Source organism: Cryobacterium luteum (genome assembly GCF_900110125.1).
GTDB lineage: Bacteria > Actinomycetota > Actinomycetes > Actinomycetales > Microbacteriaceae > Cryobacterium > Cryobacterium luteum.
In genome coordinates, this window is sequence record NZ_FOCN01000001.1 from 350,039 (window position 1) to 371,854 (window position 21,816).

Below are 21,816 nucleotides of genomic sequence, written 5' to 3' on the forward strand. Positions count from 1 at the left end.
TACCGGGGGTGCCAGACTGTGCTCATGAGCGAACGTGCGGGCACCCGAGCCCTGGAATCTGACCTTATCGACGTTGATGGGCTGATCAAGGCCTATTACGACTTGAAACCGGATGTCGCGGTGCCGGCCCAACGGGTCGTCTTCGGCACGTCCGGACATCGGGGCAGTTCGCTGAACACCGCGTTCAACGAGGATCACATCAGCGCCACGACCCAGGCGATCGTGGAATACCGAGCCGGCCAGGGCATCACCGGCCCGCTCTTCATCGGCACGGATCCGCACGCCCTGAGCGGCCCGGCCTACACGACCGCCCTCGAGGTGCTCGTCGCCAACGGTGTGCGCGTGCTCGTGGACGAATTCGATGACTACGTGCCCACCCCCTCGCTGTCGCACGCGATCCTGGCCTACAACCGCGCCGAGCACGGCGACCTGGCCGACGGCATCGTCGTCACGCCGAGCCACAACCCGCCGATGGACGGCGGCTTCAAGTACAACCCGCCCCACGGCGGCCCGGCCGACAGCGACGCGACCTCGTGGATCGCGAATCGCGCCAACGAGCTCATCGCCGGTGGCCTGGTCGGCGTGCTGATGAGCGAGCCGAGCGCCGTGGAAACCTACGACTTTCGCGGTAACTACGTGAACGACCTCGAGAACATCATCGACATGCAGGCCATCCGCACCAGCGGAATCCGGATCGGCGCCGACCCGCTCGGCGGCGCGAGCGTCGGCTACTGGGGCGCCATCCGCGACCGCTACGAAATCGACCTCGTCGTGGTCAACCCCAAGGTCGACCCGACCTGGCGATTCATGACCCTGGACTGGGACGAGAAGATCCGGATGGATCCGTCGAGTGCGTCGGTGATGGCATCCGTTCTCGCCCACAAAGACGAGTACGACATCCTCACCGGCAATGATGCCGATGCCGACCGGCACGGCATCATCACGCCCGACGGCGGCCTGATGAACCCCAACCATTTTCTGGCCGTCGCCATCGACTACCTCTACAGCCACCGCGAAGGCTGGAAGCCCGATGCCGCGGTCGGCAAGACGCTCGTGTCGTCGACGATGATCGACCGGGTCACCGGGTTTCTCGGCCGCGACCTCTGGGAAGTTCCAGTCGGCTTCAAATGGTTCGTGCCCGGCCTGATCGACGGCTCAGTCGCGTTCGGCGGCGAGGAGAGCGCCGGCGCGAGCTTCGTGCGCTTCGACGGCACCGTCTGGACCACCGACAAGGACGGCATTCTGCTCGCCCTGCTCGCCTCCGAAATTCTCGCCGTCACCGGCAAAACCCCTTCGCAGCGCTACGCCGAGCTCGCCGAGCACTTCGGCGCCCCTGCCTACGCCCGAGTGGATGCTGCGGCCACGCCAGCCCAGAAGGCCGCGCTGGCCAAACTCGACGGCTCGATGATCACCGCCACCGAACTCGCCGGCGAGAAGATCACCGGCGCCTTCAGTGTGGCCCCCGGCAACGGAGCGGCCATCGGCGGCGTCAAGGTAACGACCGAGAACGCCTGGTTCGCGGCCCGGCCGAGCGGCACCGAAGACGTCTACAAGATCTACGCCGAGTCTTTCCTCGGCCTCGAGCACCTGGCCCAGGTGCAGCGCGAAGCCAAGGCCATCGTCGACGCCGCGATCGCCTAGGGAACACTCCAGTAGTACGCCGTCGCGCCCGGGTGATCCACCGTGATCGCCGTGTCGACCGAGCGGTAGTCGGAGTCCAGGGTGTGCCCGGCGAAGGAGATGGCGATGGTGTCGCCGACCTTCTCCACCTTGGTGACGATGCCGGTGTGGTCGCGGTCGCCGGTGTTGTCCCAGTCGAACTGCGCAATGTCGCCGACCTTCACCTGGTCGCGCTGCTGATCGGTCAGGGCGGTGGCCTTTCCGGTTGATGCGATGTAGTTCATGAAGGCCGTCGAGCTGCGCCAGGCCGCCGAGGCATCGTAGGCGTTGCCGTTCTTCGGGCTCGACCACACGCCGTCCATGGTCCAGCCGCGGGCAATCATCGCCTGGCTCGCGAAGTTGACACAGTCGTTCTCGCCGAGCACACCCCACTCGGCAGAGTTGTAGTTGTCCAGCTGCCAGTGCGCGAGGAGGTAGTCCATCTGGGCGGTGACGGCTGCGCTCACCACGGGTGCCGCCTCGACCGGGGCGGCAGCGGCCGGGTCGGTGGGGGTGACGCGAGCCGGGTCATCCGTTTTCGCCGGTGTGGCGGCATCCGTTGCCAGGGCGGTCTTCGGCTGCCCGGTGTTCGTGGATTCAGCGGGGCCTTCGAGGGCCTGTACGACGAGCGCGGTCGCGCCAACCGCGAGCACGGCTCCGACGGCCGTGGTCAGGCCGAGTCGCTGCCACCGGGTCAACTGCACAATGTACTCACTTCGTTTGGAGGGACTGCCTAGGCGCTCATTGCGGCGCTGAGGTAGAGCGCGACCGCCGCGAGGGCAACGAGCCCTCCCACAATGAGGACGCCGATCAGAAACCGGCGGCGGAGGCGCCGCTGGTCGGCCTCCGTGGGTTCGTTGTTCTGCAGCATGATTCGAGCTTAGCCGCGACGAATATCAGAAGTACTGGATGCCACGTTCACAACTGCGGAGATCTCGGTCGAATCGGCAGGATTCACCCGATTTCGGGCCGGTTTCGGCTTGATCTCTGCGGTTCCGCACGCTGACTCCGGACGAAACTTTTCTCGCACTGGTCGAAGCCGGCGCCGCGGGGTACCGTCGTGTCATGTCGCAGACCGAACCCGCATCGTTCCCCTGGCCGCACAATTTTCTCTGGGGGTCGGCGACGGCCGCCGCGCAGATCGAGGGCGCCGGCCATGCCGGCGGCAAGGAAGACTCGATCTGGGACGCGTTCGCGCGAGTGCCGGGCGCGATCGCGGGAGGTGACGACCTCGAAACGGCCGTGGATCATTACCACCGGATGCCCGCCGATGTGCAGCTCATGGCCTCCCTCGGCCTCGACGCCTACCGCTTTTCCACCAGTTGGGCGCGGGTGCGCCCGGGCGACCGCGCCGTGAACCCGGAGGGGCTCGACTTTTACTCCCGGCTGGTCGACGAACTGCTCGCCGCCGGTATTCTGCCCTGGCTCACCCTGTACCACTGGGATCTGCCGCAGGCGCTCGAAGAGAAGGGCGGCTGGGCCAATCGCGACACCGCGTACCGTTTCGTCGACTACGCGAGCGACGTCTACGCCGCGCTCGGCGATCGGGTCAGCCACTGGACCACCTTCAACGAGCCCTTCTGCTCCTCGCTGCTGGGCTACGGATCGGGCGTGCACGCGCCGGGTCGGCAGGACGGCCGGGCGGCGGTGGCCGCCGTGCATCACCAGCACCTCGCGCACGGGCTCGCGGTGACCGCGCTGCGTTCGAATGGAGCCCCCAATCTGGGGATCACGCTCAACCTCACCAATGCTGTGCCGCGCGACGCCGCCGACCCGGTCGATATTGAGGCGGCCCGACGGCTCGACTCGCTCGCCAACCGTATTTTCCTCGACCCGCTGCTGCGCGGCGCCTACCCGGAGGACACCCTGCGCGACCTGGAGCCGTTCGGCCTGGCCGAGGTCATCCACGCAGACGACCTGTCGATCATCAGCGCCCCACTCGATTTTCTCGGCGTCAACCACTATCACGACGACCTCGTGAGCGGCCATGCGGATGCCTCGGCGAGCGACTCCCATGTCGGCGGCGCTGCGCGTTCTGTCGGATCCCCGTGGATCGGGTCTGAGTACATCACCTTTCCCAGCCGCGGCCTGCCGCGCACGGCGATGGACTGGGAGGTCAACCCCGACGGGCTGCGCCGGCTCCTCGTGCGGCTCGGCGAGGAGTACGACCGCCTCCCGCCGCTCTACGTCACCGAGAACGGCGCGGCCTACGACGACCGGGTGAGCGCCGACGGCGACGTGCACGACGCCCTGCGCACCGACTACATCGCCTCGCACATCGACAAGATCGGCGAGGCCATCGCGGCCGGCGCCGACGTGCGCGGGTACTTCGCCTGGTCCCTGCTCGACAACTTCGAGTGGTCGTACGGCTACGAGAAACGCTTCGGCATCGTGCGGGTCGACTACAAGACGCTCGAACGCACGGTCAAGGACAGCGGAAGGATGTACGCGGCGCACATTCGGGCCGCGCACGCGGCCTGAGCCGCCCGGGCCAAGCGGATGCCACCGCTTGGCAGCATCCGCTTCTCGCGGCACTCCTGAGCGATGGCGGTACTCCTACGTAGCGGTGCCGCCATCTTTATCGAGGGCCGCGAGCCCACCGCATTACTTCTCGGTCGATTCAAGAAATTCGACATCGGCAACCGGCTCGAAGCGGGCGCGCATGACGGCGAGCGCCTCAGGGTTCTGGTCGATGAGCACGAACCGGCGGCCGAGCGCGGCGGCAACCGCGCCGGTGGTTCCGCTGCCGGCGAAGAAGTCGAGCACCCAGTCGCCTTCGCGGCTCGACGCCTGAATGATGCGGCGCAGAATGCCGATCGGCTTCTGGGTGGGGTAGCCCGTTTTCTCCTTGCCGGTGGGCGAGACGATGGTGTGCCACCAGACATCTGTCGGCAGTTTGCCCTTGGCCACCTTTTCGGGCGTGACCAGGCCGGGAGCCATATACGGCTCGCGGTCGACGGTGGTCGAGTCGAAGTAGTACCGGGCGGGATTCTTGACGTAGACCAGGATCGTGTCGTGCTTGGTCGGCCACTTGTTCTTGGACTTGGCACCGTAGTCGTAGGCCCAGATGAGTTCGTTGAGAAAGCATTCCCGGCCGAACAGGGCGTCGAGCAGCACCTTGGCGTAGTGCGCTTCGCGGTAGTCGAGGTGCAGGTAGAGGGTGCCGTCGTCGGCGAGCAGACGCCAGGCCTCGATCAGGCGCGGCTCGAGAAAGGCCCAGTAATCTTCGAACTGGTCGTCGTAGCCGAGCAGGTCACCCTTGATGCGCTCATACCGCTGACCCTTGAACCCGGTGATCGTGCCGGCCGCGTGCGAGCCGTCGACGGCGACCGACCGCACCGCGGTGGTGCTCTGCCGTTTTTGCGACCGGCCGGTGTTGAACGGCGGGTCGAGGTAGATCAGCGTGAAGACGCCGTCGGGCAGGCCGGGCAGCACCTCGAGGTTGTCGGCGTGGATGACACGGCTCGGGCTGGTCGGTCTCCACGCGTTAGGCATTTGTCCATTCTTTCAGCCTGCACGGCGCCTCTGCGCTTAGTCTGTCGGGATGACTGCTGAATCGACGATCATCCACTCGCAGGATCTGGCCGATGCCGGTCTTCTCGAGGTGCGCCACGACCCCGAGCAGAGCCGCTACACGGTGCTGCTGGGCCAGGAACCGGTCGGCCTGGCCGATTACATCACGACCACGACCGCCGTGCATTTCACGCACACCGAGGTCGACCCGGCCCAGCGCGCCCACGGTCTGGCGAGCATTCTGGTCGAGCAGGCACTCGATGACGTTCGGGTGCGCACCACGAGAGCCGTGGTGCCGGACTGCTCCTACGTGGCCCGGTGGATCGACCGGCACGCCGAGTATCAGGACCTGCTGACGCGGGGCCGGTAGGCCGAGATGATGCCGGTGGCCCAGTCAGCCACATCCGCTTATCGTCTTTACGGAACCCGGGTCAGCCAGGCCTCGGTGCTGAACTTGTTCGCGACCAGTTCGGTGGCCTTGGCGTATTCCTCGGCCGTGACGTCACCCGCTTTGGCACCGTAGAGACCGGTGAAGGTGTCTTTCATGCGGTCGATGATGGCGGCGCGGCTCAGGCCGGTCTGGCTGCGCAGCGGGTCAACCCGTTTGGCGGCGCTCGTGATGCCCTTGTCGCTGAGCTTCTCCCGGCCGATGCGTAGCACCTGCACCATCTTCTCGCCGTCCATGTCATAGCTCATGGTGACGTGGTGCAGCACAGCGCCGCTGCCGAGGCGTTTCTGCGCGGCCCCGCCGATCTTGCCGGTCGGGCTCGTGATGTCGTTGAGCGGCTGGTAGTGCGCGTCGATGCCGAGAGACTTGAGCGCGGTGATGACCCACTCGTCGAGAAAGGCGTAGGAGTCGGCGAAGCTCATGCCCTGCACGAGGTCGGTCGGAGCGTAGATGGAATAAGTGATGACCGAGCCGGCCTCCATGAACATGGCGCCGCCGCCGCTGATGCGCCGCACCACGGTGAATCCGTACTTCGCGGCGTTCTCCGGGTCGACCTCGTTCTTCAGGGACTGAAAGCTGCCGATGACGACGGCCGGCTCGTTCCACTCCCAGATGCGCAGGGTGGGCTGCCGGCGCCCCTCGCCGACCTCGGTGGCGAGCACCTCGTCGAGGGCCATCTGCAGCACGGGCGCGACGGGCGTCTGCGAGTGGATGATCTGCCAGTCGTAGTCCCGCCAGGTGCTCGCCTGCGCGAGAGACCGGCGAATCGCCACGGCTACCGCCTCCGGGGAGAAACCGAGCAGAATGGCGCCTTGGGGCAGCGCATCGCGCACGGCGGCGGCGATCGTGGCGGCCGTACTGCCGGCGGGCAGACCGGTCACCGCCGCGTTGATGTCTTCGAGCGCGTCATCGGGTTCCAGAAAGAAGTCCCCGGCAAGCCGAAAGTCGGTGATGACATCGTCGACGACATCGAGATCGACGACGACAAGCTTGCCGCCCGGAACCTTATATTCACCATGCATGTAATCAGCCTACGGCGGTAAATCGTTCGTCGAGCCAGGCCACCAGATCGCCGATCACCTCGGAGCGGTTGGTCTCGTTGAAAACCTCGTGCCGCGCCCCCGGATACACGATCAGACGCACATCACGCAGCCCGGACCGCCGGACATAGGCGTTCACCAATTTGAGCGCGCTGCGTTCGCCGCCGACGGTGTCGTCGCCCCCGATCAGCACGAGCAGCGGCAGGTCCGTTGGCAGGTTCTTCGCCGGCCGGCCGAACAGGCGGGCGGCCTCACGCACGCCGAACAGCTTTGCGAGCGACGTTGCGGTGGTCAACGGGTCGGCCACGAAGGCCGCGGCTACGGCCGGATCACGGCTGAGCCACTCGACCCCCGTCGTGCCGAGCGTCTGATGCCTGCGGTTCAGGTCGCCGCCGTCGAGGGAGCCGGGCCAGCGATACGCGGTGCCCGAGAGCACGACGGCGTCGTACTCCCCGGCATGCTTGTTCACGATCATCTGAACCATGAAGGATCCCCAGCTGTGCCCGAGCAGCACGAGCGGCTGGGTCGGGTTTTCTAAGCGGATGATGCCGCTCAGCTGGTGCACGCCGGCCACGGCCGCCCGCAGCCCGCCCGCACCGAGCCGGCCGAGTTTCGTGTGATCGCCGCCGTGCTGGGCGAGCCCGGTTTGGCCGTGACCCAGGTGGTCATCGGCGTAGACCGTGTAGCCGGCCCGGTTGAGGTCGGCGGCGAGCACCGCATAGCGCCGGGCGTGTTCGCCGACGCCGTGCGCAAGTTGGATCACGGCACGCGGGGCGGCGACCGGCCAGACGTAGTAGGTGACGACCAGGCCAGAGGCATCCGTATATGTGGGCACGAGGCCAGTCTGCCGTGTTTGGGCCGAGTGGCCCGAAGCAATGTACTTAGCAAGGCTAATTTGCTATGCTAAGTATCTATGGAATCGCGAACACCCCCCAAAACGTCAGGGCTCGGAGTCATCAAGGCGCAGCCTCCGGTTGACGGCCAGCCCGCCGCAGCGACCAATACGGCTGAACTCAGCCACGAATTTCGACTCGCCAATGGCCGCCTGGCCCGTCGCCTGCGCCAGGAGAAAGCGGAGAACGAGTTGGGCAGCGGACAGTTCTCGGCGCTCGGCGTGCTGCACGTGCACGGTCCGCTCACCCTCACCGAGCTGAGCGAGTTCGAGCGGGTCACCCCGCCGTCCATGACCCGCACCGTGAAGTGCCTCGTTGATGCCGGGCTGGTCACCCGCACCGATTCCGCGCTCGACGGCCGCAAGATCGTGCTCAGCACGACGGATGCCGCGCGCGCGATGATGACCGAAACCCGCAAGCGTCGGGATGCCTGGCTGGTGCAGCGCGTCGCCCAGCTGAGCCCCGAACAACGCCGCACTCTCGCCGACGCAACCCTCATCATGAAGGAGCTTGCCGACAGTTGAGTGCCATGTTTCGCTCCTTGAGCGTCGTCAATTACCGCATCTGGTTCGCCGGGGCCCTGGTGTCGAACATCGGCACCTGGATGCAGCGCACCGCGCAGGACTGGATCGTACTGACCCAGCTCACCGACTACGACGCCACGGCGGTCGGCATCACCATGGCGCTGCAGCTCGGCCCGCAGCTCGTTCTGATGCCGTGGTCTGGTCTCATCGCTGACCGATTCAACCGGCGCAAACTGCTTATTCTGACCCAGACCCTGATGGGCCTGCTGGCGCTCGGCCTGGGCATTCTGACCGTGCTCGAAGTTGCCCAGCTCTGGCACGTCTACCTGTTCGCGCTTGGCCTCGGCGTGGTCGCGGCGATCGACGCCCCGGCCCGCCAGACCTTCGTCTCCGAGCTCGTCGCCGAAGACCAGCTGTCCAATGCGGTCGCGCTCAACTCGGCCTCGTTCCACGGCGCCCGTCTGATCGGACCGGCGGCGGCCGGGCTGCTCACGGTCGCCGTGGGCGCCGGCTGGGTCTTCATGATTAACGCGATCACCTTCGCTGCGACGGTCTTCGCGATGACCCTGCTGCGCACCCACCAGCTGCGCCGCCAGCCCAAGGCCTCGCGTGAGCGCGGGCAGCTCCTGGCCGGTTTTCGCTACGTGCGCGGGCGCAGCGACATCGTCGTCGTCATGATCGCGGTCTTTCTGATCGGCACGTTCGGATTGAACTTCGCCATCTTCACCTCGACTATGGCCACGATCGAGTTCGGCAAGGGGGCCGCAGAGTTCGGCCTGCTCAGTTCGATCATGGCGATCGGCGCCGTGGCCGGTGCACTCCTCGCCGCTCGACGCAGTCGTGCCCGGCTGCGGCTCGTGGTGCTCGGTGCCGGCCTGTTCGGCCTGGCCTGCGCGCTGTCCGCGATCATGCCGACGTATGCCAGTTTCGCCATATCTCTCACGCTGGTCGGTCTGTCGTCGCTCACCCTCATGACGACCGCAAACGCCTACGTGCAGACCACGACCCGGCCCGAGATGCGCGGACGCGTCATGGCACTGTACATGGCCATCTTCGTGGGCGGTACTCCCCTCGGTGCCCCGCTCGTCGGCTGGGTAGCGGATGTCTTCGGCCCCCGTTGGGCGCTCGGCCTCGCCGCAATCTCCGGCCTGTTGGCTGCACTGGTCGTGCTGTTCTGGATGGTGCGGTATCGCCGGCTACGGGTGCACGTGCATCCGTTCAGCGCCCCGCGGGTGCGCGTACGGCACGCCGGCGATGGGCACGAGGTCCCGCTTGCTCGGCCGAGTCGCCGCGCCCGCACCGTCGTGCGCGAGCGGGCGCGTTTCGAGGACGAGCCCGACGCGGAGCCGGACCTCGACCGCGAGCGCGCCGCCGAACGCCACCGCGAGACCGCCACGCGCGAAATCGCTATCGTCGAGGCCACCGCCCCGCGCTGATACCGCGGGCTCGCACAATCCGGCGCGCGGCGCGCGGTCTAGGGTCGAACCAGAGACCCTTATCCGAACAACAGGCAGGTTATGACCACTTTCACCACCGCGTTTCACGCCACATCGATACCCCCGCGCACATGAAGGCCACCGTCGCGCTCGTCGTGGCGACCCTGCTCTGGGCCGGCAACTACATCGTCGGCGGCATCGCCGTGCAGACCCTCTCCCCCGTTGAACTCACCTGGCTGCGCTGGCTGCTCGCCTGCGTTCCGTTGCTGATTCTCGCCCAGGTGGTCGAACGTCCGAACTGGGCTCGGGTGTTGCGTCACTGGCCGCGCCTGTTGCTGCTCGCCGCGCTCGGTGTCGGCGGATACAACCTATTGCTCTATACCGCTCTGCAGTACACGACGCCGCAGTCCGCGTCGCTCATCAACGCCGCAAATCCGGCCGTAATGGTGGTGCTCGCGGCTGTGCTGCTGCGCGAACGCATCGGCTGGCGGGGCCTCACCGGGCTCGCACTGGGGCTTGTGGGAGTGGTGCTGATCATCACGGACGGTGCGCTCGCATCCATTTTGACGCGCACACCGAACGCTGGTGACGTGCTCATGGTGGGCGCGATCGTGGTCTGGAGTCTGTACACGATCGTCGGTCGCGGGCTACCGGTGCCGCCGATCACCGCCACGGCCCTGCAAGGCACGTTCGTGGCCGTGCTGCTCGCGCCGGTCGCGCTCGCCAGCGGGGTGACCTGGCCAACGGATGCCGCCATCGGCTGGGCGGTGATCTTCATTGCGATCTTCCCCTCGATCGGCTCATATGTGCTGTGGAACGCGGCGCTGAAAAGCATTCAGCCCGGACGGGCTGGCCTGTTCCTGAACCTGATCACGGTGTTCACGGTGATCATCGCCGTCGTGCTCGGCGCCCAGCTGACCACGCCGCAGCTCGTGGGCGGCGTGATCGTGTTCGCCGGTGTTGCGCTGAGCACGCTGCGCCCGGCGCGCGCACTCGCTCCCCAGCCGGCGCGGCGCGACGGGGCGCGAGTACGCTAGGGCGTGCCTCCCAATGCCTTTGCCCAGATGATTATTGCCCGGAGGACGACTCCGCCGCGGTCCGTCAGCCGCCCGCCGCCGAGGCGTGGTACCCGCGGGCTCCCGAGCACCTCGGGGAACATGGGCGAGTCGCCGCCCTGACCCGGGACCAGGAGAAGAGCCAGCGGGCGCAGGTTCGCCTGTGCGGATCAGCCGGCTGGTCACAGCAGGCGCGCGGAGACTGCCGGATCGGCCAGAAGTGCTTCGGCGCGAGGGAAGCTCATGACCGGCCCATCAGGGCGTATCCCTAACGGTGTTAGATTCCGTCGTCTCACTTTCTGCTTGGGACTCAAAAAAGCCAGGGACCGGGAGCGAAAGCTCCCGACCCCTGGCCGGTTTCGGTGAGGCGGTTTTAGTTGTCGGCCTTGACTTCGCCGTCGACCTTCAGGTCGGTGTCGGTGTCGGTGTCGGCGCCCTCGGCTGAGGCAGTGGCGTCAGCCGTTCCCTCAGCGGAAGCCTTCGCGTCGAGGCTTGATTGGATCTGCTCGGTGACCTTCTGGACCTCCGGTCCGTAACCGCCCTCGAGCGCGGAGACCAGGAGGGCCTCGGCCGCAGCGGCCTGCTCGGCTGCGGGGAGTGCCTGCTGCTCGGCGAGGTCGGCCGTGAGCGCTTCGGGAAGCTGGGCGAGTAGGGCCGGGTTCTCGGAGATCGTGGTGGCAATCTTCTCGGCCGCACTCGCGGCATCCGTTCCCTGCTCGGCGTCAACGGCCAACAGGCCACGCAAGGCTGCGGCGAGCGGATGTGCCGGGTCCTTCTGGATCTCCTCGGCCAGCTTCTGGATGTCCACGCCGTAGCCGCCCTCGAGCGCGGTGATCTCGATCTTGTCGGCAGCGGCCGTCTGCGCGGCGGTCGCGGCGCTCTGGTCGGCGGTCGCGGCGTTGAGCGCGGTCAGGTCGGCCTGTAGGTTCGCCGGGAGGGTCTCGAAGAGGTCCGGGTGGCTCGCGAGCGTGTCAGAGACCTGCTTCGTGGTCTCTGCATTGCTGGCACCCTGGAGGTCGGCGCGCAGCTCCTTGGTCAGCGAGGCGAGCACGTCGTGGCCCGCGTGGGAGCTCGTGCTCGACGTGTTGTCCGCGGTCAGGGGGGTGGCGTTCGCTCCCGCGACGCCGAGACCGAGAAGTGAGCCGACGGTCATCACCGTGACCGCGCCGACGGCGATGCGCTTTCGGGCTGGAGAGCCGAAGGCCGTGGAGGTGTAGTTCGAAGTCATGTGGATCCTTTCGATTACTTGCGGCAGTCCGACGAATGCCGGACCAGCCACACTTGGGCACGGCCCGAGCCTAGGTTTCGGCCGTGCCGCGAAACTTAGTGGAGGCTGACCGGTGAGGGAATCAAGTGTTCCCGGTGCTTGGTTCGGTTCGGCGATATCGCTCTGATCAGCAAAATAAATGCTGAATCAGAAGTTTCTATCCGTCGGATAAGAGTCTTCCCCGAGACCGCTGGGCGCCCGGACGGTCGGTCGTGGCGCGGCGATGCCGTGGCATTTCGGGCCAGCCCCATCCTGGGAGAACCCTCGAGAAGCGGGAGCATGACTGATCTTGCTCCCACTTCTCGAGGGTGCTCACAGGGCGGGCAATAATCATTTCGGTACAGGCATATAGGAGACACGGCCTAGCCCCCGGCCCCGCGCCCGGGCCCGGCTACCGGGCAAGTAGGCTCGCAAGATGAGCTCTTTGCTGGTCAGCCTGCCCGACTCCGTACTGCGCGAGGCGGTCGGCGACCTGCCCGCCGGTGTCGAGGTGGTCGAGTGGGCGCTCGACGGGCCGGCTCCCCGGCCTCGATTCGACCTCGTCGTGACTCCCTACATGGGCAAAACCGATCGCCTCGCGCACCTCGCCGGTGTTGAGACCGGGCTGGTACAGAGCCAGTCCATCGGCTTCGACGGCGTCGACCAGGTACTACCCGCCGGGCACGTGTTCGCCAACGCGGCGAGCGTGCACGAGACTTCCACCGCCGAGCTCACCCTCGCACTCATCCTCGCCTCCCAGCGCGGCATTCCCGACTTCGTGCGCGCCGCCGACGCCGGCGCGTGGGCACCGGCCCACCACCCGAGCCTCGCCGACCGCACCGTGCTGCTGCTCGGTTACGGCGGTGTCGGCCGGGCCGTCGAGAGCCGGCTGCTCGCCTTCGAGACCACGGTGATCCGCGTGGCCAGCACGGCGCGCAGCGATGAGCGCGGCGTGGTCTACGGCTTCGACGCGCTGCACGAGCTGCTGCCCCTGGCCGACATCGTGGTCGTCGGGGTTCCGCTCACGGCCGAGACCACTCACCTGGTGGACGACACGTTCCTCGCCCGTATGCAGGACGGAAGCCTGCTCGTGAACATCGCCCGCGGCCCGGTCGCCGACACGCACGCCCTGCTCGCGCACGCGACCAGCGGCCGGATCAGGCTCGCGCTCGATGTGACCGATCCGGAACCGCTGCCGGCGGGGCATCCCCTGTTTGCGCTGCCGAACGTGCTCATCTCACCGCACGTCGGCGGTGCTTCGAGCGCCATGCTGCCGCGCATGGCTCGGCTGGTGCGCGAACAAGTCGAGCGGATGCTGCGCGGCGAGACCCCACTCAACGTCGTGTTGACGAGTTAGCCGGCCTTCCGCCACTCCTAGGCGCGACCGCTCAGCCGGCCATGGCCGCGTTCGCTGCGTCCTGCGCGGTGCGCAGCGCCTCATCGACCGGGATGCGGCCGAGGAACATCTCGGCGAAGGTCGGCTCGAAGGCGTCGGAGGCCTCGGCCCACTTCGCGCCCTGCGGCGCCTGCACGCTGCCGTTGGCGAGCACGTCGATGAAGGCGTCCACGTCGATGCCCTGCTTCTGCCAGGACGCGACATAGCTGGCCTGAGCACCGATCACGGCCGGTGACGCCGACCCGTCGGCGCCGATGGCCGCGCTGCCCTCCGCAGACCCAAGCCATTCCAGCAGTTTGCGAGTCTGTTCCGGGTGCGTAGAGTCGGCGTTGCCGGCGGCGACGACGCCGTTGGTGACGCTGATCGCGCCGGCCGGGCCGGACGGGATCGCGGCCACGCCCCAGTCGAAGCCGGCTCCCTCGTTCACATTGCTGAGGTTGTAGACCCCGCTCTGGAACAGGGCCATCTTGCCCTGCAGAAACTGGTCGAGCGCAAAATCGCCGTTGAGGTTGGTGTCGGCGGCCGACGGGGCAACGTGGTACTTGTTCATCAGGTCGATCACGTAAGAAAAGGCCGCGACGCCCTCAGCCGTGTCGAAGACGAACTCGTCGCCGTCTTGCAGGGCTGCGCCGTTCGAGCCGAGAAAGTTGAGGTAGATCGCGTTGAGATCGTTGGCTGCGTTGTAGCCGTACTGCACGATCTGCGACGGGTCGAAGGCGGCGCTGTCGGCGGTATTGCCGTTGACGTCGAGGGTGAGTTTCTGCAGCACGGGAAGCAGGGTGTCTTCGCCGGTGACCGGGTTCCATTGCAGATCGCCGACGGTGGCCGGGTCAACGCCTGCGGCCGCGAGAAGTTCTTCGTTGAAATACAGCCCGATTCCGGGGTCGGCGAGCTGGGGCACTCCCCAGAGCGCACCGTCGACGGTGTACTGGCTGACGACGCTGGGTTGCCAGTCGGTCTGCGCGGTAGCACCGAGCGCATCCGTGATATTCACGAGGTTGCCGTTGACCGCATAGTCGGCGAAGTTGCCCGCATTCACCCAGAACACGTCGTCGGCGGTCTCACCGGCAACGTCGACCCGCAGTTTGGTGAAGTAGTCAGCCCACGGCACGACGTTGACCGTGACCTGGATACCAGGGTTGGCCTGTTCGAACGCCGCGAACGATGTCTCGTAGGACTGCGCGACCTGCTCGTCCCAGACGCGCATGGTGAGCGTCGTGTCCGAGCCCGCCTGCGGGGTCAGAGCGAGCGCGGCAGCCACACCGCCGATCGCGACAACGGATGCGACGGTGACGATGGCAATGACGGTTGAGCGTTTGGTGATGGTGTCCCCTTGTTCCTGTTGGAGGTTACCAGTCGCCGGGTTGGGTGATCGCCGCGTCTACACCCGGACGTAACTAACATCCCGCAATACCGACAAAATCGTGTAGCCTGTGGTCAGACCACAGGAGGACCCATGACCGCGATCGCCCCGCGCGCCTGGCAGGTCGTGCTCGACGCCGTCGAACGCGACCTGCTCGACGGGCGTCTCAGCCCGGGCGATCATCTGCCGCCCGAACGCACCCTCGCCGCCGACCTCGGTGTCGGTCGATCGAGCGTGCGCGAAGCGCTGCGGGTGCTCGAGGTCTTGGGGCTCATCCGCACCGCCGTCGGTTCCGGGCCATCAGCCGGCGCGATCATCGTCGCCCGCCCCGGCGGCGGCATGTCGGCGCTCATGCGGCTGCAGGTTGCAGCGCAGGGCTTCGCCGTGGCCGACGTCGTCAAGACCCGCCTCGTGCTCGAAGGGGCGATCGCCGCCGAACTGGCTTCGCGCGCCGGCGTCATCGACCTGTCCGCGGCCGAACAGATCCTCACAGCCATGGAACGCCAGCCCCTCACCGAAGCCGAATTCCTCGCCCTCGACACCCAGTTCCATCTCTCGCTCGCCGAGGCGAGCGGCAACCAGGTCATCACCGCCACCATGGCCGGTCTCCGCAGTGCCATCGAGGGGTACGCGCGGGCGGGCGCGGCGGGTCTGGCGAGCTGGCCGGCGACATCCGCTCGTCTCATGCTCGAGCATCGCGGCATTCTCATCGCCATTCTGTGCGGTCAAGCGGATGCCGCCCGCCTCGCCGTGCACGCCCACATCTCGGGGTATTACGCCGAGACCCACCTCGCTTCCGTTTCATCCGCCACTGCCAGTTCCACGACCCGATAGGACGACCATGGTTCAACGACGCATCCCCAGGTTCAGAGATCTCGCCCCGCTGATGAAGTTCAAGACGCCGGAGCTCAATGCCAGGAAGCGCCGCCTCGACGGCGCCCTGACGATCGCCGACCTGCGCGCGATCGCCAAGAAGCGCACGCCGAAGGCCGCGTTCGACTACACCGAGGGCGCCGCCGAGGCGGAGATCTCGCTGGGCCGGGCCCGCCAGGCCTTCGAGGACATCGAGTTCCACCCGTCGATTCTGCGTGACGTATCGACCGTGTCGACCGGCTGGGACGTTCTCGGTGCGCCGGTGGCGCAGCCGTTCGGCATCGCGCCCACCGGCTTCACCCGCATGATGCAGACCGAGGGCGAGATCGCCGGGGCGCACGCTGCCGCCCGCGCCGGCATTCCCTTCGCGCTGTCAACCATGGGCACGACCTCGATCGAAGACGTCAAGGCCGCCAACCCGAACGGCCGCAATTGGTTCCAGCTGTACATGTGGAAGGATCGCGACCGTTCGATGGCCCTCGTCGACCGGGCCGCTAAGGCCGGGTACGACACCCTGCTGGTGACCGTGGACGTTCCCGTGGCCGGTGCCCGGCTGCGCGACAAGCGCAACGGATTCTCGATTCCGCCGGCGCTCACCCTCGGCACCGTCGTCAATGCGCTGCCGCGCCCGGAATGGTGGATCAACTTTCTGACCACGGAGCCGCTCTCGTTCGCGAGCCTCGACCGCTGGAGCGGAACCGTCGCGGACCTGCTCGACACCATGTTCGACCCGACGGTCGACTTCGAGGACCTCGCCTGGATCAAGGCGCAATGGCCGGGCAAGGTCGTGGTCAAGGGTGTGCAGAACCTCGACGATGCCAAGCGTCTCGTTGACCTCGGCGTGGACGGCATCACCCTGTCGAATCACGGCGGTCGCCAGCTCGACCGCGCACCGATTCCGTTCCACCTGCTGCCGCAGGTGGCCCGCGAGGTCGGCGCCCATACCGAGGTGCACCTCGACACGGGCATCATGAGCGGTGCCGACGTGGTGGCCGCGGTCGCCCTCGGCGCCCGTTTCACGATGATCGGTCGCGCCTACCTGTATGGCCTGATGGCCGGCGGCGAGGCCGGGGTCGATCGCACGATTGCGATCCTGTCGGAGCAGGTGGCTCGCACCATGCGCCTGCTCGGCGTGAACGCGCTCGAGGAGTTGAACCCCGGTCACGTGACCCAGCTGGCCCGGCTGCAGCCGGTCGCCGCGCCGCTGGTCGCCGCGGCCGAGGCGGTTCCGGCGCGGAAGGCTCCTGTACGCAAACCCGCTGCGCCGAAGCAGACGGTCAGCGCATCAATTGTCACTGGCACGCCCGCGAAGCGTGCGCCGCGAAAGACAACTTCGACGCAGTAGCCCGCGCCGCATGATCAGTCCTCCGCCGGTACGAGATGCTGGTGGAGGATCGCGGCGATCTCGTCGAGGTCTTTCTCGCTCTGTGCCACGGCCAGCACGAGCGAGAAGGCCTTGTCGGTGGGCATGACGACGCGAAAGCCGTTGAGACGGAGGAAGGCCAGGGTAAGAATCCAGGACAGGCGCTTGTTACCGTCGAACAAAGGATGGTTCTGGGCCAGCGAAGAGAAGAGTGCTGCCGCTTTATGCTCGAGAGTGGCGTAGGCGTCTTCACCGAGCATGCTGGCGGAGGGCCGGGCGAGCGCCGAGAACAGCAGCCCTGTGTCGCGAATATGCAGCCCGAGGTAGGCGACTGTTGCAACGGCCTGTTCGGGTTCGATGTATTCGGTCATGTCGAGTCGGTCTGGCTTATGTGTCTTCGAGTTTCTGCAGCAGCTCGGCGTAGTCGCGAGTGGTCTCGTCGACGCTCGCCAGCACGCGTTCAGTCTTTGATTCCTGGCGCACGAACCGGTCCGCAGCCTCGACGAGCGCGGCGTGTTTGGAGATGTGCCGCTGGCGCGCAATCGCTTCGAGTGCCGAATCGAGTTCTTGGGGCAGTCGCACTGTCATAGCCATGCGGGAATGGTATCACTTTAATACCACCATGCAAGGTGTTCTTTCGAACCGGCGCGAATCATCCGCTCGAACGCGCGGTCGAGCCCAAGTGCTCACGAACCGCAGGACGAGGGTGTCGTTCTCCGAGGCGCCACCGCGCCGGGTGTCGAAGGTGGTACAGAAATAATCAGCGGATGACCGCGCCAGCTACGGGCGCGGCCATGCGTTCGCCCCGGGTGCCAGCCGGTAGGGGGGCCTACTTCGCGCCGGCGAGGTCTTCGAGCACGAGACGCAACTGCTCCACGGCCCAGTCCACGTCGTCGGCCGAGACCACGATCGGCGGCGCGAGGCGGATCGTCGAGCCGTGGGTGTCCTTGGCAAGCACCCCGCGGGCCAGGAGCGCCTCACAGACCACCCGGCCGGGCGCGAGCGCGGGGTCGATGTCGATGCCGGCCCAGAGCCCAACACCGCGCACCTCGACTACGCCGTGTCCGACCAGCGCCGAGAGCCCGGCGTGCAGGCGGGCACCGAGCTCGGTCGCCCGCTGCTGGTATTCGCCGCTGGCCAGCATCTTCACGACGGCGAGGCCGACGGCCGCGGCGAGCGGGTTGCCGCCGAAGGTCGAGCCGTGCTCGCCCGGGTGCAGCACCCCGAGAATGTCCGCGTTGCCGACCACGGCCGACACGGGCACGATGCCGCCGCCGAGCGCCTTGCCGAGCAGGTACAGGTCGGGCACGACGCCCACGAGGTCGCAGGCGAAGGTCGAGCCGGTGCGGCCGAGCCCCGACTGAATCTCATCGGCGATGAACAGCACCCGGTGGCGTGTGGTGATCTCGCGCACGGCGGGCAGATACGCTGCCGGCGGCACGACGATGCCGGCCTCGCCCTGGATCGGTTCGAGCAACACGGCCACGGTGTTCTCGTCGATCGCGGCTTCGAGCGCTGCGGCATCGCCGTAGGGCACGGTGCGAAAACCGGGGGTGAACGGGCCGAAGTCGGCGCGGGCCGACTCGTCGTCGGAGAAGCTGATAATGGTGGTGGTGCGGCCGTGGAAGTTGCCAGCGGCGACGATGATGTTGGCCTGGTCGGGCGCCACGCCCTTGACCCGGTAACCCCAGGCGCGGGCCACCTTGATGCCGGATTCGACCGCTTCCGCGCCGGTGTTCATCGGCAGCACCATGTCTTTGCCGGCCAGTTCGGCCAGGGCAGTCACGAACGGGCCGAGCTGGTCGTTGTAGAAGGCCCGGCTGGTCAGCGTGATGCGACCCAGCTGCGCCCGGGCGGCGGCCAGCAGCACCGGGTTGGAGTGCCCGAAGTTGACGGCGGAGTAAGCGGCGAGGCAGTCCAGGTAGCGGCGACCCGCGACATCCGTTACCCAGGCACCGTCGCCGGTTGCGACGACAACCTCGAGCGGGTGGTAATTGTGTGCGGCGTGCGCGCTCTCCTGGGCGATGAGGGCGGCTGGAGAAACGGATGCGGGCGAAACGGATGCTGTGGGCGCGGCTTCGGCGGTCAGGTTCGTGGTCATGTCGTGCTCCTTCAGGGTCGGGTTCGCGGTCTCGGTAGTCATCGGCGCAGCTCGAGCGTGCAGCATTTCACGCCGCCGCCGCCGAGCAGCAGCTCGGACAGGTCGACGCCGATCGGGTTGTAGCCTCGCTCGCGCAGCTGGCGTTCGAAGTCCTTGGCGCGGGCCGCGATGACGACGTTGTAGCCGTCCGAGTAGGAGTTGAGGCCGAGGATGGCGGCATCCTCTTCGGTGACGATGACGGCGTCGGGGTAGCGTTCCTGCAGAATGGCGAGGCTCGGTGCGTCGAAGGCGCTGGGCAGGTACGCGATGGTCGTGTCATCGAGCACGGCGACGGCGGTGTCGAGGTGGTAAAAACTCGGGTTGACCAGGCGCAGGGTGATCACCGGACGGCCGGCGATGATCGAGAGTTCGGCGTGGCTGTTGGAGTCGCTGCGAAAGCCGGTGCCGGCCAGAATGACGTCGCCGACCAGCAGAAAGTCGCCCTCGCCCTCGTTGGTCTCTACCGGAACACGCACGTCGAAGCCGTTGGCGCCGAACCACTCCATGTAGGCGGGGCCCTCCGGCTGGCGCTGCACGTGGGTGAATTTGGCGCCGTAGGCCTGGTTGTCGATGACGAAGCCGCCGTTAGCCGCGTAGACCATGTCGGGCAGACCGTCGATCGGATCGATCAGCTGCACGTCGAAGCCGAGGCCGACGTAGGTGTCGTAGAGGGTCTGCCACTGCTTGACGGCGAGCGAGGTGTCGGTGGGCAGGGCCGGGTCCATCCACGGGTTGATGCGGTACACCACGGTGAAAAACTGCGGCTTACACATAAGCACGGTGCGCTTGGTGGCGGTACGCACGGGCACGGCGGTTGCTTCGGAGAGAACGGGGGCGTCGATCGACATGAGGCTCCTTCGGGGAGGCGAGGGCCTGCGGCCGACGCAACTCGGGGTGGATGGCGGACCAGGTCGCTCACGAGAGCCCGGCACGACCAACACTGATCGTTCCGGGACGCCATCCTCAGTCTCACACAGCATGATTCAACGTTTCACGCTGATCTGCGCAAGAAATCTTCGAGATCTCCGGTGCGAACGCAATTTTACGTAGCACTCCCCCCTAGACTCACCCCATGGACAACCTCGATCACAGCATTCTCGACCTGCTGCGCCAGAACGCGCGCGCCGGCTATGGTGACATCGGCTCGGTGGTGGGCCTGTCGGCATCCGCTGTGAAACGCCGCGTCGACCGGCTCGTGGCCGACAAGGTCATTCGCAGCTTCACCATTCAGGTTGACCCGGCCGTCGACGGCATGAGCACGGAGGCCTACGTCGAGCTGTTCTGCCGGGGCACCGTTGCCCCCGACGAATTACTGCGTATTCTCTCCGGCGTGCCGGAAGTCGTCGATGCGGGTACCGTCACCGGCAGCGCGGATGCCATGGTGCACATTCGTGCGCGGGACATCCCCGGGCTGGAGGCGGCGCTGGAAAAGGTGCGTCTGGCCCCCAACGTGGATCACACTCGCAGCGCGATCGTTTTGTCCCGGCTGATCCACCGCTCGATCGAATAGTGGCTAGGGAACCGGCTTCTGGGTCACCGGGGAAATCAGGTGCAGCAGGGTGACCGCGGCGATCGACCCCGCACAGAGGATGCCGGCGAGCACGACGATCTGAAACCGGCCGGCCTCGAGCGGCGAGGCTCCCCCGAAGATCGCTCCGACGAACGCCCCCGGCAGCGTCACCAGCCCGGTGGTCTTGGTCTGGTCGGTGGACGGAATCATGGCGAAGTAGACGGCCCGCCTGGCCAGATCGCGAGAGGACTGCCGCGGCGTGGCCCCGAGCGCGAGCCAGCCCTCGACTTCGTCCCAGTGGTCGCCGACCGCCTCGGAAAAGCGGCGCCCGCTGAGAGTGGCGATCGACATGGCATTGCCGATGATGATGCCGCCGATCGCGAGCACGTAGCGCGGCGAGAACTCGATCGCGCCGGTGGCAAAAACAATGCTGAGCGTCACGATCACGCCGAGCGCCATGGCCGAGGCCACGCGCACCAGGTGTGCTCGGCTGAAACCGATGCGACGGGTGACAGTGCCGACGGCCGCCGCGAACATGACGAGCAGGCCGACACCGACCCAGAGCGGGTCGTTGATAATTCCGCTGAGAATCAGGCTGATCGCGGCCAGTTGCAGGATTCCGCGCAGCAGCGCGAACGCCGGCGCGAACGGATGCTGCGTGCGATAGCCGCGCAGCACCGTCACGACCACCGCGAGCAGCAATACAACGCCGACCAGGGTTGGCAGCAGGCCGGCGAGCTCTGCGGGAAGGGTCATTGTTCGAGCCTACCCAGCCCGCGTCGGCCTTTACGCGCGAGCGGGCTATCGGCCGCTTCGCCGGCATCGACCGGCATCGCGGAGAGTACCGAAAGAACGTACCGTGAGTATGCTGTTGCAGCTTGTGTTGTAGCGAGGCAAAATTGCCCATAACGTTGAACGGAGGGTCCCGTGCCCGCTTCCTTTATTGCCATTGATCCCCGGTCGAGTACGCCGCCGTTCGAGCAGTTGCGCAGCCAGGTGGTTGCGGCCGTGCGCTCCGGCGAGTTGGCCCACGACACCCGCCTGCCGACCGTGCGGGCCCTCGCCGCCGAGCTGGGCCTGGCCACGAACACTGTCGCGCGCGCCTATCGCGAGCTGGAACGGGACAGCGTGATCGAAACGCGTGGCCGGTTCGGATCGTTCATCGCCCCCAACGGCGATGCGGCCGATCGCAATGCGCAGGCCGCGGCCGACGCTTTCGCTACGCGCATCGAGCAACTCGGCGTGAGCCCGGAGGCCGCCCTCGCCCTGGTCACGGACGCCCTCAGTCGCCGTTCCGAGGCCTGACCAGCGGCCTTGCGCCGCTCATTTTGTATTGCTACTCTGGTACAAAATAGAC

The 21,816-nt window shown here is 66.9% G+C and carries 23 protein-coding genes; 11 read left to right on the forward strand and 12 right to left on the reverse strand.

Features of this window, described 5'->3' with window-relative positions; all coding sequences use genetic code 11:
• Window positions 1–24 precede the first annotated feature (24 nt).
• Window positions 25–1,641, forward strand: a complete 1,617-nt coding sequence (pgm, locus tag BMW72_RS01785) for a phosphoglucomutase (alpha-D-glucose-1,6-bisphosphate-dependent) (protein WP_092106616.1) — start codon at window positions 25–27, stop codon at window positions 1,639–1,641.
• On the opposite strand, the gene BMW72_RS01790 is transcribed toward pgm, so the two are convergent.
• Both BMW72_RS01790 and BMW72_RS18605 read right to left on the reverse strand, forming a co-directional pair.
• Window positions 1,638–2,357, reverse strand: a complete 720-nt coding sequence (locus BMW72_RS01790; protein ID WP_134450411.1) for an amidase domain-containing protein — start codon at window positions 2,355–2,357, stop codon at window positions 1,638–1,640. The two genes, pgm and BMW72_RS01790, sit on opposite strands and share 4 nt — an antisense overlap.
• Before the next feature lie 35 nt (window positions 2,358–2,392).
• Complete coding sequence (locus tag BMW72_RS18605; RefSeq protein WP_166787774.1) at window positions 2,393–2,530, reverse strand: hypothetical protein; 138 nt, start codon at window positions 2,528–2,530, stop codon at window positions 2,393–2,395.
• A gap of 194 nt (window positions 2,531–2,724) precedes the next feature.
• Here BMW72_RS18605 and BMW72_RS01795 point away from each other — a divergent pair, with 194 nt between their 5' ends.
• Window positions 2,725–4,140, forward strand: coding sequence for a GH1 family beta-glucosidase (locus BMW72_RS01795; RefSeq protein ID WP_092106620.1), 1,416 nt, complete (start codon window positions 2,725–2,727; stop codon window positions 4,138–4,140).
• 123 nt (window positions 4,141–4,263) lie between these two features.
• Here the strand turns inward: BMW72_RS01795 and BMW72_RS01800 are convergent, their stop codons facing one another.
• The gene (locus tag BMW72_RS01800) at window positions 4,264–5,154 is read right to left on the reverse strand and encodes a DNA-methyltransferase (RefSeq protein WP_092106622.1); all 891 of its coding nucleotides are present in this window, start codon (window positions 5,152–5,154) and stop codon (window positions 4,264–4,266) included.
• Window positions 5,155–5,203: 49 nt separating this feature from the next.
• Here BMW72_RS01800 and BMW72_RS01805 point away from each other — a divergent pair, with 49 nt between their 5' ends.
• A complete protein-coding gene (locus BMW72_RS01805; protein ID WP_092106624.1) occupies window positions 5,204–5,542 on the forward strand; it encodes a GNAT family N-acetyltransferase in 339 nt (112 codons plus the stop codon).
• A gap of 47 nt (window positions 5,543–5,589) precedes the next feature.
• Here BMW72_RS01805 and lplAB read toward each other — a convergent pair whose 3' ends face one another.
• Together lplAB and BMW72_RS01815 are read right to left on the reverse strand one after the other, a co-directional pair.
• A complete protein-coding gene (lplAB, locus tag BMW72_RS01810) occupies window positions 5,590–6,642 on the reverse strand; it encodes a lipoate-protein ligase LplAB (protein WP_092106626.1) in 1,053 nt (350 codons plus the stop codon).
• A 4-nt stretch (window positions 6,643–6,646) separates the two neighbouring features.
• A complete protein-coding gene (locus BMW72_RS01815) occupies window positions 6,647–7,495 on the reverse strand; it encodes an alpha/beta fold hydrolase (protein ID WP_092106628.1) in 849 nt (282 codons plus the stop codon).
• Window positions 7,496–7,573: 78 nt separating this feature from the next.
• Here BMW72_RS01815 and BMW72_RS01820 point away from each other — a divergent pair, with 78 nt between their 5' ends.
• The 3 genes from BMW72_RS01820 to BMW72_RS01830 all read left to right on the forward strand — a co-directional run bounded on the left by BMW72_RS01820 (window position 7,574) and on the right by BMW72_RS01830 (window position 10,550).
• Window positions 7,574–8,077: a MarR family winged helix-turn-helix transcriptional regulator gene (locus BMW72_RS01820; protein WP_092106630.1), complete on the forward strand. Its 504-nt coding sequence runs from the start codon at window positions 7,574–7,576 to the stop codon at window positions 8,075–8,077.
• Window positions 8,078–8,082: 5 nt separating this feature from the next.
• Window positions 8,083–9,513 (forward strand): MFS transporter, encoded by a 1,431-nt coding sequence (locus BMW72_RS01825; protein WP_092106632.1) that lies wholly within the window; start codon window positions 8,083–8,085, stop codon window positions 9,511–9,513.
• Window positions 9,514–9,644: 131 nt separating this feature from the next.
• Complete coding sequence (locus tag BMW72_RS01830; RefSeq protein WP_092106634.1) at window positions 9,645–10,550, forward strand: DMT family transporter; 906 nt, start codon at window positions 9,645–9,647, stop codon at window positions 10,548–10,550.
• Between the two features lie 391 nt (window positions 10,551–10,941).
• Here BMW72_RS01830 and BMW72_RS01835 read toward each other — a convergent pair whose 3' ends face one another.
• Entirely contained in the window at window positions 10,942–11,796 is an 855-nt protein-coding gene (locus BMW72_RS01835; RefSeq protein WP_092106636.1) for a hypothetical protein, read from the reverse strand.
• 454 nt (window positions 11,797–12,250) lie between these two features.
• Here BMW72_RS01835 and BMW72_RS01840 point away from each other — a divergent pair, with 454 nt between their 5' ends.
• Window positions 12,251–13,171 carry a 2-hydroxyacid dehydrogenase gene (locus BMW72_RS01840; RefSeq protein ID WP_092106638.1) on the forward strand — a complete coding sequence of 307 codons (921 nt, stop codon included), beginning with the start codon at window positions 12,251–12,253 and terminating at the stop codon, window positions 13,169–13,171.
• 31 nt (window positions 13,172–13,202) lie between these two features.
• Here BMW72_RS01840 and BMW72_RS01845 read toward each other — a convergent pair whose 3' ends face one another.
• The gene (locus BMW72_RS01845) at window positions 13,203–14,471 is read right to left on the reverse strand and encodes an ABC transporter substrate-binding protein (RefSeq protein ID WP_241983979.1); all 1,269 of its coding nucleotides are present in this window, start codon (window positions 14,469–14,471) and stop codon (window positions 13,203–13,205) included.
• A 195-nt stretch (window positions 14,472–14,666) separates the two neighbouring features.
• On the opposite strand from BMW72_RS01845, the gene BMW72_RS01850 reads away from it, so the two are divergent.
• Window positions 14,667–15,407, forward strand: a complete 741-nt coding sequence (locus tag BMW72_RS01850) for a FadR/GntR family transcriptional regulator (RefSeq protein ID WP_092106639.1) — start codon at window positions 14,667–14,669, stop codon at window positions 15,405–15,407.
• Between the two features lie 7 nt (window positions 15,408–15,414).
• Window positions 15,415–16,791, forward strand: a complete 1,377-nt coding sequence (locus BMW72_RS01855) for an alpha-hydroxy acid oxidase (protein WP_092106641.1) — start codon at window positions 15,415–15,417, stop codon at window positions 16,789–16,791.
• Between the two features lie 14 nt (window positions 16,792–16,805).
• On the opposite strand, the gene BMW72_RS01860 is transcribed toward BMW72_RS01855, so the two are convergent.
• From BMW72_RS01860 to ddaH, 4 genes are all read right to left on the reverse strand, one after another.
• Window positions 16,806–17,180 (reverse strand): type II toxin-antitoxin system death-on-curing family toxin, encoded by a 375-nt coding sequence (locus BMW72_RS01860; protein WP_092106643.1) that lies wholly within the window; start codon window positions 17,178–17,180, stop codon window positions 16,806–16,808.
• 16 nt (window positions 17,181–17,196) lie between these two features.
• Complete coding sequence (locus BMW72_RS01865; RefSeq protein WP_092106645.1) at window positions 17,197–17,403, reverse strand: ribbon-helix-helix protein, CopG family; 207 nt, start codon at window positions 17,401–17,403, stop codon at window positions 17,197–17,199.
• 235 nt (window positions 17,404–17,638) lie between these two features.
• The gene (gene rocD, locus BMW72_RS01870; RefSeq protein WP_244151235.1) at window positions 17,639–18,952 is read right to left on the reverse strand and encodes an ornithine--oxo-acid transaminase; all 1,314 of its coding nucleotides are present in this window, start codon (window positions 18,950–18,952) and stop codon (window positions 17,639–17,641) included.
• Window positions 18,949–19,797 (reverse strand): dimethylargininase, encoded by an 849-nt coding sequence (gene ddaH, locus BMW72_RS01875; RefSeq protein ID WP_092106647.1) that lies wholly within the window; start codon window positions 19,795–19,797, stop codon window positions 18,949–18,951. Before ddaH ends, rocD begins: the two co-directional genes overlap by 4 nt.
• 224 nt (window positions 19,798–20,021) lie before the next feature.
• Between ddaH and BMW72_RS01880 the strand changes: the two genes are divergently transcribed.
• Window positions 20,022–20,459, forward strand: coding sequence for an Lrp/AsnC family transcriptional regulator (locus BMW72_RS01880; RefSeq protein ID WP_092106650.1), 438 nt, complete (start codon window positions 20,022–20,024; stop codon window positions 20,457–20,459).
• 3 nt (window positions 20,460–20,462) lie between these two features.
• Here the strand turns inward: BMW72_RS01880 and BMW72_RS01885 are convergent, their stop codons facing one another.
• On the reverse strand, window positions 20,463–21,215 hold the full coding sequence (locus tag BMW72_RS01885) for an ABC transporter permease (protein ID WP_092106652.1): 753 nt from the start codon (window positions 21,213–21,215) through the stop codon (window positions 20,463–20,465).
• A 171-nt stretch (window positions 21,216–21,386) separates the two neighbouring features.
• Here BMW72_RS01885 and BMW72_RS01890 point away from each other — a divergent pair, with 171 nt between their 5' ends.
• A complete protein-coding gene (locus tag BMW72_RS01890; protein ID WP_206750224.1) occupies window positions 21,387–21,764 on the forward strand; it encodes a GntR family transcriptional regulator in 378 nt (125 codons plus the stop codon).
• Window positions 21,765–21,816 lie beyond the last annotated feature (52 nt).

Bases quoted from the DNA above. Each gene is read 5' to 3' on its own strand.
- pgm (WP_092106616.1), top strand. From the start codon at position 25: ATGAGCGAACGTGCGGGCACCCGAGCCCTGGAATCTGACCTTATCGAC.
- BMW72_RS18605 (WP_166787774.1), bottom strand. From the start codon at position 2,530: ATGCTGCAGAACAACGAACCCACGGAGGCCGACCAGCGGCGCCTCCGC.
- BMW72_RS01795 (WP_092106620.1), top strand. From the start codon at position 2,725: ATGTCGCAGACCGAACCCGCATCGTTCCCCTGGCCGCACAATTTTCTC.
- BMW72_RS01800 (WP_092106622.1), bottom strand. From the start codon at position 5,154: ATGCCTAACGCGTGGAGACCGACCAGCCCGAGCCGTGTCATCCACGCC.
- BMW72_RS01805 (WP_092106624.1), top strand. From the start codon at position 5,204: ATGACTGCTGAATCGACGATCATCCACTCGCAGGATCTGGCCGATGCC.
- lplAB (WP_092106626.1), bottom strand. From the start codon at position 6,642: ATGCATGGTGAATATAAGGTTCCGGGCGGCAAGCTTGTCGTCGTCGAT.
- BMW72_RS01820 (WP_092106630.1), top strand. From the start codon at position 7,574: ATGGAATCGCGAACACCCCCCAAAACGTCAGGGCTCGGAGTCATCAAG.
- BMW72_RS01825 (WP_092106632.1), top strand. From the start codon at position 8,083: ATGTTTCGCTCCTTGAGCGTCGTCAATTACCGCATCTGGTTCGCCGGG.
- BMW72_RS01830 (WP_092106634.1), top strand. From the start codon at position 9,645: ATGAAGGCCACCGTCGCGCTCGTCGTGGCGACCCTGCTCTGGGCCGGC.
- BMW72_RS01835 (WP_092106636.1), bottom strand. From the start codon at position 11,796: ATGACTTCGAACTACACCTCCACGGCCTTCGGCTCTCCAGCCCGAAAG.
- BMW72_RS01840 (WP_092106638.1), top strand. From the start codon at position 12,251: ATGAGCTCTTTGCTGGTCAGCCTGCCCGACTCCGTACTGCGCGAGGCG.
- BMW72_RS01850 (WP_092106639.1), top strand. From the start codon at position 14,667: ATGACCGCGATCGCCCCGCGCGCCTGGCAGGTCGTGCTCGACGCCGTC.
- BMW72_RS01855 (WP_092106641.1), top strand. From the start codon at position 15,415: ATGGTTCAACGACGCATCCCCAGGTTCAGAGATCTCGCCCCGCTGATG.
- BMW72_RS01860 (WP_092106643.1), bottom strand. From the start codon at position 17,180: ATGACCGAATACATCGAACCCGAACAGGCCGTTGCAACAGTCGCCTAC.
- BMW72_RS01865 (WP_092106645.1), bottom strand. From the start codon at position 17,403: ATGGCTATGACAGTGCGACTGCCCCAAGAACTCGATTCGGCACTCGAA.
- rocD (WP_244151235.1), bottom strand. From the start codon at position 18,952: ATGACTACCGAGACCGCGAACCCGACCCTGAAGGAGCACGACATGACC.
- ddaH (WP_092106647.1), bottom strand. From the start codon at position 19,797: ATGTCGATCGACGCCCCCGTTCTCTCCGAAGCAACCGCCGTGCCCGTG.
- BMW72_RS01880 (WP_092106650.1), top strand. From the start codon at position 20,022: ATGGACAACCTCGATCACAGCATTCTCGACCTGCTGCGCCAGAACGCG.
- BMW72_RS01885 (WP_092106652.1), bottom strand. From the start codon at position 21,215: ATGACCCTTCCCGCAGAGCTCGCCGGCCTGCTGCCAACCCTGGTCGGC.